The following is an 8,604-nucleotide window of genomic DNA, read 5'->3' as shown; positions in this document are numbered from 1 at the left end:
CGAATCCTTGACGGCCCACCAGACAGAAGCCACCAGGTCACCCTGGTGGCTTTTTTCTTGCCTACGATTCCTGCGTTGGTTGCAAGCGACGAAGGTTCACTGGAGTAGAGCCCCCTTGAGTCAAGGGGGCGCGCCGAAGGCGCGGGGATCTGGCGGGCTGATAAGAGGGGCCCGCGTTTCGCGCAGCGAAGCGTGGGGCGGCAGCGCGCATGCGCGGCCGTGTACCCCACCAGACAGAAGCCACCAAGCAAGCGCCTGGTGGCTTTTTTCTTGCCTGCGCTATTGAACTCAGCCTGCCAGCGCGAGGGGGATGGCCGGCATCGCGAACACGAAGCGGGTTCCGTGCGCGGCATCGGATTCCACTGACAGCGTGCCGTTGTGTGCCTTGGCGATTTCCGCGGCGATATACAGCCCCAGTCCGAGGCCGGGACGCGGCTGGTCGCCGGCCTCGCGCGAGAACGGAGTAAACAGCTTGCCCAGCTTGTCCGGGGCGATCACGCCGCCGTTATGCACCTGCAGCACCAATCCGTTGGCGTCGGTTTCGATATCCAGCGTGATCGGCTGGTCCGGCGCGCCATGCACGGCCGCATTGGTCAGCAGGTTGGCCAGCAGCTGCGACAGACGGTCGGCATCACACAGCAGCGGTGCATCCGCGGCGATCGTCGCGATGATGTCGCTGCGCCCGGTCGCGTCGGCGACCTCGTGCACCACCTGCATCAGCTGCGCGGCCACGTTGGCATCGTAAGTGAGCGCCACCGGGATGCCGCCACCAAGCCGGCCGCGGGCGAAATCCAGTACGTCCCTCACCAGTCCGTCAATGCGGGTGATGCTGTCACGTACGCGGGTCAGCAGCATGCCGCCGCGTTCGGTATGCGGTTCGAACTCCAGCATCTCGGTCGCCATGCTGGCCGCCTGCAGCGGGCTGCGCAGGTCGTGGCCGAGCACCGCGATGAACTGGTCGCGCAGCACGGCGGTGTCGTTGGCCGCCGACAGATCGGCCACCGCCTGCTGCAGCCGCTGTTCGGTGTGCAGGTAGTTGCCGATCAGTTCGGCGAACAGTTCCAGCGACCGCACTACCTGGACCTCGTCGAATGTCGCCGGCGCCGAATCGATCGCGCACAGGGTGCCGAAGAAGCTGCCGTCGGGACGGAAGATCGGCACCGATACGTAGCTTTCCAGCCCGTACAGGCGCGGGGTGTGGTGGCTGGCGTAGTGCGGATGCTCGCTGGCATGTCCGAAAATCACCGGCTGCGGGGCCTGGCGGATCTCGTTGCAGATGGTCGTTTCCAGCACCAGCTGCCCGCCCACGCCGAGGCCGAAGCCCAGCGTGTCGTAGGTGGCGCAGGCGACCCAGTGGCTCTCGGTGACCCGGGCGATGGCGGCGAAGCGCGAGCCGGTGATGTGGGCCACGGTTTCCAGGATCCGCGGCACCGCCGCGATAGCGCCGATGTGGGCGATGTCCTGGGCGATGTCTGCGCCCAGCGGGGCGTCGGCCTGCTGCTGCATGCGGTGCTCGCCTCCTCGGCGGGCGGGTTCATGGCGGGCATCATGGGAGGTGAAGCGTGCCGGCCTGTGCAACCCATTCTAGGCCAAGCGGTGGCAGCGTATCGCACCCGCCCTACCCAAGACCGCCCCGCGCCTGCGACAATACCCGGCTAGACCAGCGAAAGTGGCGGAATTGGTAGACGCCCTGGATTTAGGTTCCAGTGCCTTAACCGGCGTGGGGGTTCGAGTCCCCCCTTTCGCACCATGGTCCGGCCACCCCCGCCAGCCGCGCGTTTCATGCGCGCGCCCGCCTGACCGACCCCCGCTGGCAGTGCCGCCCGTTATCGTCCAAACTAAAGGGCTGCGGCGGGCATGCGTGTCAACGCCGTCGCGTCCGAACAACCGTTTCGTCCATCACATCGAACCGGGGGCCAGCAGGGCCGCCGGTGGCAGGAGTCAACATGCAAGCTTCGATCGAATCCACCGGCAACCTGGAACGCCGCCTGAGCTTCTCGCTGCCGGAAGATCGCCTCAACACCCATATCAGTGGGCGTCTGGGCGAAATCGCCCGCACCACGCGCATCAAGGGTTTCCGCCCGGGCAAGGTGCCGGCCAAGGTGATCGAGCAGCGCTTCGGCGCGCAGGTCCGTGGCGAAGCCGTCGACGGCCTGCTGCGCGAAACCTTCGACGCGGCCATCCGCGAACACGCCCTGCGCGTGGTCGGCAGCCCGCGCATCGACAAGGGTGAGCAGGGCGAACTGTCGTTCGTGGCCACCGTCGAGCTGGTGCCGGAGTTCGGCGAAATCGACGTTGCCAAGCTGAACGTGGTCCGCCACGTGGCCGAAATCGGCGATGCCGACATCGACCAGATGATCGAAAACCTGCGCCAGCAGCGCCGCACCTGGGCCCCGGTCAGCCGTGGCGCGCAGGAAGGCGACCTGGTCGCGCTGGAAACCTTCTCCCGGGCGGGCGACGAGCGCCTGCCGGCCGAAGGGACCGAAAAGGGCACGATCGTCATCGGCCAGAACATGATGTTCGAAACCATTGAAAAGGGCCTGGTCGGCCTGGCCAAGGGTGAAGAAAAGACCCTGGACGTCGAGTTCCCGGCCGATTGGCGCGTTGAAGCACTGGCCGGCAAGACCGTGCAGGTCACCGTCAAGGTCACCGAAGTGTCCGAAGAGTCGCTGCCGGAAGTGGACGACGCCTTCATCAAGAGCTTCGGCGTCAAGGCCGGCGACGTGGAGCAGTTCCGCAAGGACATCCGCGCCAACCTGGAGCGCGAGCTCAAGGGCGCCCTGATGAACCGCCTGCGTCGCGAAGTCGGCGAGCAGCTGATTGCCGCTTACAGCTCGGTCGAACTGCCGCCGCGCCTGGTGGAAAACGAAGCCCGTGCGATGCTGGCCCAGCAGGTCGAGCAGATCCGTCGCAGCGGCCGTGATCCGGGCCAGGTGCCGGCCGACGCCCATGAAGGCTTCAAGGACGCGGCAGGCAAGCGCGTGCTGGTTGGCCTGCTGGTCGGCGAAGTGGCCCGCATCAACGACCTGAAGCTGGAGCCGAAGCGCCTGAATGAAACCATGCGCCTGATCGCTTCGACCTACGAAGAGCCGGAGCAGGTCATTGAGATGTACCGCAACGACCCCCAGCTCATGTCGGGTCTGCAGAACCGCGTGATGGAAGAGCAGGTGATCGACTGGATCGCCGAGCGCGCCCAGCACACCGAGGAAAAGCTGTCCTTCCAGGACGCGATCCGCGGCTGATTCCTGCAGAACACCACACCCCGCGCCCCAGGGCGCGGGGGCGTTCCCCCCAACACAGGTGCCTCACGATATGGACAACCGAACCAAAGCCCTCAATCTGGTTCCGATGGTGGTCGAGCAGACCGCCCGCGGCGAGCGCGCCTATGACATCTACTCGCGCCTGTTGAAGGAGCGCCTGATCTTCCTCGTGGGCCCGATCGACGATCACATGGCCAACGTGGTGGTGGCGCAGCTGCTGTTCCTGGAAGCGGAAAATCCGGAAAAGGACATCAGCATCTACATCAACTCGCCCGGTGGCGTGGTCACCGCCGGCATGGCGATCTACGACACCATGCAGTACATCAAGCCGGACGTGGCCACCATCTGTGTCGGCCAGGCCGCCTCGATGGGTGCCCTGCTGCTGGCATCGGGCGCGGCCGGCAAGCGTTATGCGCTGCCGAATTCGCGCGTGATGATCCACCAGCCGCTGGGTGGCTTCCAGGGCCAGGCGACCGATATCGACATCCACGCCCGCGAGATCCTGACCCTGCGTGCGCGCCTGAACGAGATCTTGGCCAAGCACACCGGCCAGTCGCTGGAAACGATCGCCCGCGACACCGAGCGCGATAATTTCAAGAGCGCCGTCGAAGCGCAGGCCTACGGGCTGGTCGATCAGGTCCTTGAACGTCGCCCGGAAGAGTCGATCCAGGCGGGTTGATTACAGCAAAACAGTCGATTTTCCGACTGGACAAGCAGGGTCGGGCAGGGCTGGTGCCCTCTCGGCCCTGTGTTATTCTCGAATTGAACCCCCGTCGAACGGGTGGGGTAACCAGGTAAGCGAAGCATGAGCGAAGACCGACAAGGTCGTTCCACGGACAGCGGCAAGATCCTTTACTGCTCCTTCTGCGGCAAGAGCCAGCACGAGGTGCGCAAGCTCATTGCCGGTCCAAGCGTGTTCATCTGCGATGAATGCGTGGAGCTGTGCAACGACATCATCCGTGAAGAGCTCGAGGAAAAAGCGCAGTCGGCGCGCAGTTCGCTGCCCAAGCCGCGCGAGATCCTCGAAGTCCTGGACCAGTACGTGATCGGCCAGAAGCGCGCCAAGCGCACGCTTGCCGTGGCCGTGTACAACCATTACAAGCGCATCGAGAGCCGGCAGAAGAACGACGAGGTCGAACTGGCCAAGTCGAACATCCTGCTGGTCGGCCCGACCGGTTCGGGCAAGACGCTGCTGGCTGAAACCCTGGCCCGCCTGCTCAACGTGCCGTTCACCATGGCCGACGCCACCACGCTGACCGAAGCCGGTTACGTGGGCGAAGACGTGGAGAACATCATCCAGAAGCTGCTGCAGAAGTGCGACTACGACGTCGAGAAGGCACAGCAGGGCATCGTCTACATCGATGAAATCGACAAGATCTCGCGCAAGAGCGAGAACCCGTCGATTACCCGCGATGTGTCCGGCGAAGGCGTGCAGCAGGCCCTGCTGAAGCTGATCGAAGGCACCGTGGCCAGCGTTCCGCCGCAGGGCGGACGCAAGCACCCGCAGCAGGAATTCCTGCAGGTGGACACCAAGAACATCCTGTTCATCTGTGGCGGCGCGTTTGCCGGCCTGGACAAGGTGATCCAGCAGCGTTCCACCGAATCGGGCGGTATCGGTTTCGGTGCGAAGGTGAAGTCGTCCGAGCGCAAGCAGGAAATCGGCAAGCTGCTGGCGGAAGTGGAACCGGAAGACCTGATCAAGTTCGGCCTGATTCCGGAATTCGTGGGCCGCCTGCCGGTGGTCGCGACCCTGGAAGAGCTGGACGAAGCGGCCCTGATCACCATCCTGACCGAGCCGAAGAACGCCATCACCAAGCAGTTCAAGAAGCTGTTCGAGATGGAGAACGTCGAGCTGGAGTTCCGTCCCGACGCGTTGGCCGCCATTGCCCGCAAGGCGCTCAAGCGCAAGACCGGTGCCCGTGGCCTGCGCACCATCGTGGAATCGGTGCTGCTGGACACCATGTACGAGCTCCCCTCGCAGGAGAACGTCAGCAAGGTGGTGGTGGATGAGTCGGTCATCGAACACAAGTCCGAACCCTACCTGATCTACCAGACCCCGCCAGCACCTGAACAGAAGGCCGCTGGCGCTGAATGATTCTTTCAATCGCTTGATTTGAAAGTATTTTTTAGCAGCGTCTTGCATCCTTGCGCCGATGGCCCCATAACGGGGCCATCGGCTTTTTTGTCTCTGGCCCCGCTGGAGCCGGAGAGGCGTATCCCCCCTTCCTGGAGCCCCCATGGCCCGTTCCCCAACTGAGACTCTCGACCTGCCGGTACTGCCGCTGCGTGACGTGGTGGTGTTCCCGCACATGGTCATCCCGCTGTTCGTCGGCCGTGACAAGTCCATGCATGCGCTGGAAAAGGCGATGGAAGCGGACAAGCGCATCCTGCTGCTGGCGCAGAAGTCGGCCGAGACCGACGATCCGCAGGAAGCCGACCTCTACCAGGTCGGTACCCTGGCGCAGGTGCTGCAGCTGCTGAAGCTGCCTGATGGCACCATCAAGGTGCTGGTAGAGGGTCTGTCGCGCGTACAGGTCAGCCAGGTCGGCGAGCGCGATGGCGCGCTGCAGGGCACCGCGGTGGAGATCCAGGCCGAAGATGGCCGCGAAGCGCGCGAGATCGAAGCGATCGCCCGTTCGCTGATGTCGCTGTTCGAACAGTACGTCAAGACCAACCGCAAGCTGCCGCCGGAGCTGCTGCAGACCCTGGCCGGCATCGAAGAGCCCGCGCGCCTGGCCGACACCATTGCCGCGCACATCAGCGTGCGCCTGGCCGACAAGCAGCGCCTGCTGGAAGTGCTGCCGGTAGGCGAGCGCCTGGAGATGCTGGTGGGCCTGGTCGATGGCGAAATCGACGTGCAGCAGATGGAAAAGCGCATCCGCGGCCGGGTCAAGTCGCAGATGGAAAAGAGCCAGCGCGAGTACTACCTCAACGAACAGATGAAGGCCATCCAGAAAGAACTGGGTGACCTGGACGACGCGCCGGGCGAGCTGGAAGAACTGGCCCGCAAGATTGCTGAAGCCGGCATGCCCAAGCCGGTGGAAACCAAGGCCAAGGCCGAACTGACCAAGCTCAAGCAGATGTCGCCGATGTCCGCCGAGGCGGCCGTGGTGCGCAACTACCTGGACTGGATCCTGGGCGTGCCGTGGAAGAAGCGCACCAAGGTGCGCAAGGACCTGAAGGTCGCCCAGGACACCCTGGACGCCGACCATTACGGTCTGGAGAAGGTCAAGGACCGCATCCTGGAATACCTGGCGGTGCAGTCGCGGGTGAAGCAGATGAAGGGCCCGATCCTGTGCCTGGTCGGGCCGCCGGGCGTGGGCAAGACCTCGCTGGGCCAGTCCATCGCCAAGGCCACCAACCGCAAGTTCGTGCGCATGAGCCTGGGCGGCGTGCGCGACGAGGCCGAGATCCGTGGCCACCGTCGCACCTACGTCGGTTCGATGCCGGGCCGGATCGTGCAGAACCTCAACAAGGTGGGCAGCAAGAACGCGCTGTTCCTGCTGGATGAGATCGACAAGATGTCGATGGACTTCCGCGGCGATCCGTCGTCGGCGCTGCTGGAAGTGCTGGACCCGGAGCAGAACAACTCCTTCAACGACCACTACCTGGAAGTGGACCTGGACCTGTCCGAAGTCATGTTCGTGGCCACGTCCAATTCGCTGAACATTCCCGGCCCGTTGCTGGACCGCATGGAAGTGATCCGCATCCCCGGTTATACCGAGGATGAGAAGCTCAACATCGCCATGCGCTACCTGGTGCCCAAGCAGATCAAGGCGGCCGGCCTGAAGCCGGAAGAGCTGGAAATCGACGGTGCGGCGATCCAGGACATCGTGCGCTACTACACGCGCGAATCCGGCGTGCGCAGCCTGGAGCGCGAAATCGCCAAGATCTGCCGCAAGGTGGTCAAGGAGATCGCGCTGGCCGGTCCGGCCGGCCTGCCCAAGCCGAAGGCGCTGAAGGGGAAGAAGGCGAAGAAGGGCGCGCTGGTGCTGGTGGATGGCAGCAACGTGGACAAGTACCTGGGCGTGCGTCGCTTCGACTTCGGCCGCGCCGAAGAAGAAAACGAGATCGGCCTGGTGACGGGCCTGGCATGGACCGAGGTCGGCGGCGACCTGCTGCAGATCGAATCCACGCTGGTGCCGGGCAAGGGCCAGCTGATCCTGACCGGCCAGCTGGGCAACGTCATGAAGGAGTCCGCTTCGGCCGCGCTGTCGGTGGTGCGCTCGCGTGCGGTGCAGTTCGGTATCGATGCCGCTTTCCTGCAGAAGCAGGACGTGCACGTGCACGTGCCCGATGGTGCCACGCCCAAGGATGGCCCCAGCGCCGGCGCGGCGATGGTCACCTCGCTGGTGTCCATCCTGACCAAGGTGCCGGTGCGCGCCGATGTGGCGATGACCGGCGAGATCACCCTGCGCGGTCGCGTCACGGCCATTGGCGGCTTGAAGGAAAAGCTGCTGGCGGCACTGCGTGGTGGCATCCGCACGGTCATCATCCCTGAAGAGAACCGCAAGGATCTTGCCGACATCCCGGCCAACGTCACGCGTGATATCGACATCATCCCGGTGAAGTACATCGAGCAGGTGCTCGACCTGGCACTGGAGCGTCCGCTGACGCCGAAGAAGGCGCGTAAGACTGCGCAGCGCGTCACTGTTCGCAGCAAGGCCAAGACACCTTCCGCGACGCGCGTCAAGCACTGAAGCGCGTACCGCAAACGGCCGAAACCCGCGTCATTGCTGGGTTTTCGGCTTGCGCGGGTGTAGGGCCACTGGTATAAAAGCAGCACTCGCGAATCAGCTGCATCCAATTCGCTGAACCGATCCAATTTGCCGTCGTGCATGCTGCAACGAACGATGGCGTCCCTGGCTAATCCGCGGGTCCCCCGCAATAAGGAGCTGTAGAGAATGAACAAGACCGAATTGATCGACGCCGTTGCCGAGACCGCTGACCTGACCAAGGCAGAGTCCGCTCGCGCTGTCGATGCCGTCGTTGCTGCCGTCACCAAGGCACTGAAGAGCGGTGATGCTGTGACGCTGGTCGGCTTTGGCACCTTCCAGGTCCGTGACCGCGCTGCCCGCACCGGCCGCAACCCGAAGACCGGCGACACCATCGCGATCGCTGCTTCGAAGAATCCGTCGTTCAAGGCTGGTAAGGCCCTGAAGGATGCTGTAAACTAAGCGGCTCGCTGGGGTGCTTAGCTCAGCGGTAGAGCGTCTCCTTTACACGGAGAGGGTCGGGGGTTCGAAACCCTCAGCACCCACCACAGCACCGCGGTAAAGTTTGAAATGTGGAGCGGTAGTTCAGCTGGTTAGAATGCTGGCCTGTCACGCCGGAGGTCGCGGGT

Annotated in this window: 6 protein-coding genes and 3 tRNA genes (1 of these 9 only partly in view); 8 read left to right on the top strand and 1 reads right to left on the bottom strand. The window is 64.1% G+C overall.

What is annotated here, in order from left to right; translation table 11 throughout:
• A tRNA-Lys gene (locus tag RTX79_RS09375) sits at nt 1-21 on the top strand (it extends 155 nt beyond the left edge of the window).
• Nucleotides 22-288: 267 nt separating this feature from the next.
• Here RTX79_RS09375 and RTX79_RS09370 read toward each other — a convergent pair.
• Nucleotides 289-1,506, bottom strand: a complete 1,218-nt coding sequence (locus tag RTX79_RS09370; protein WP_312683352.1) for a GAF domain-containing sensor histidine kinase — start codon at nt 1,504-1,506, stop codon at nt 289-291.
• 157 nt (nt 1,507-1,663) lie between these two features.
• Here RTX79_RS09370 and RTX79_RS09365 point away from each other — a divergent pair.
• The 7 genes from RTX79_RS09365 (at nt 1,664) to RTX79_RS09335 (ending at nt 8,523) form a co-directional block, all read left to right on the top strand.
• Nucleotides 1,664-1,750: transfer RNA gene (locus tag RTX79_RS09365), tRNA-Leu, on the top strand.
• 196 nt (nt 1,751-1,946) lie between these two features.
• Nucleotides 1,947-3,242 carry a trigger factor gene (gene tig / locus RTX79_RS09360; protein ID WP_312683351.1) on the top strand — a complete coding sequence of 432 codons (1,296 nt, stop codon included), beginning with the start codon at nt 1,947-1,949 and terminating at the stop codon, nt 3,240-3,242.
• A gap of 70 nt (nt 3,243-3,312) precedes the next feature.
• Nucleotides 3,313-3,939 (top strand): ATP-dependent Clp endopeptidase proteolytic subunit ClpP, encoded by a 627-nt coding sequence (gene clpP / locus RTX79_RS09355; RefSeq protein WP_042613348.1) that lies wholly within the window; start codon nt 3,313-3,315, stop codon nt 3,937-3,939.
• A 126-nt stretch (nt 3,940-4,065) separates the two neighbouring features.
• Entirely contained in the window at nt 4,066-5,355 is a 1,290-nt protein-coding gene (gene clpX / locus RTX79_RS09350) for an ATP-dependent Clp protease ATP-binding subunit ClpX (RefSeq protein WP_042613349.1), read from the top strand.
• 142 nt (nt 5,356-5,497) lie between these two features.
• Nucleotides 5,498-7,960 carry an endopeptidase La gene (gene lon, locus RTX79_RS09345; RefSeq protein ID WP_312683349.1) on the top strand — a complete coding sequence of 821 codons (2,463 nt, stop codon included), beginning with the start codon at nt 5,498-5,500 and terminating at the stop codon, nt 7,958-7,960.
• A 204-nt stretch (nt 7,961-8,164) separates the two neighbouring features.
• Nucleotides 8,165-8,437 (top strand): HU family DNA-binding protein, encoded by a 273-nt coding sequence (locus RTX79_RS09340; RefSeq protein ID WP_042613351.1) that lies wholly within the window; start codon nt 8,165-8,167, stop codon nt 8,435-8,437.
• Nucleotides 8,438-8,448: 11 nt separating this feature from the next.
• Nucleotides 8,449-8,523, top strand: a tRNA-Val gene (locus RTX79_RS09335).
• Nucleotides 8,524-8,604: the final 81 nt, after the last annotated feature.

The organism is Stenotrophomonas chelatiphaga (assembly GCF_032054965.1).
In the GTDB taxonomy this organism is placed as follows: domain Bacteria; phylum Pseudomonadota; class Gammaproteobacteria; order Xanthomonadales; family Xanthomonadaceae; genus Stenotrophomonas; species Stenotrophomonas chelatiphaga.
Note: the sequence above shows the minus strand (reverse complement) of the source record. Positions and strands in the feature narration are given on the sequence as shown.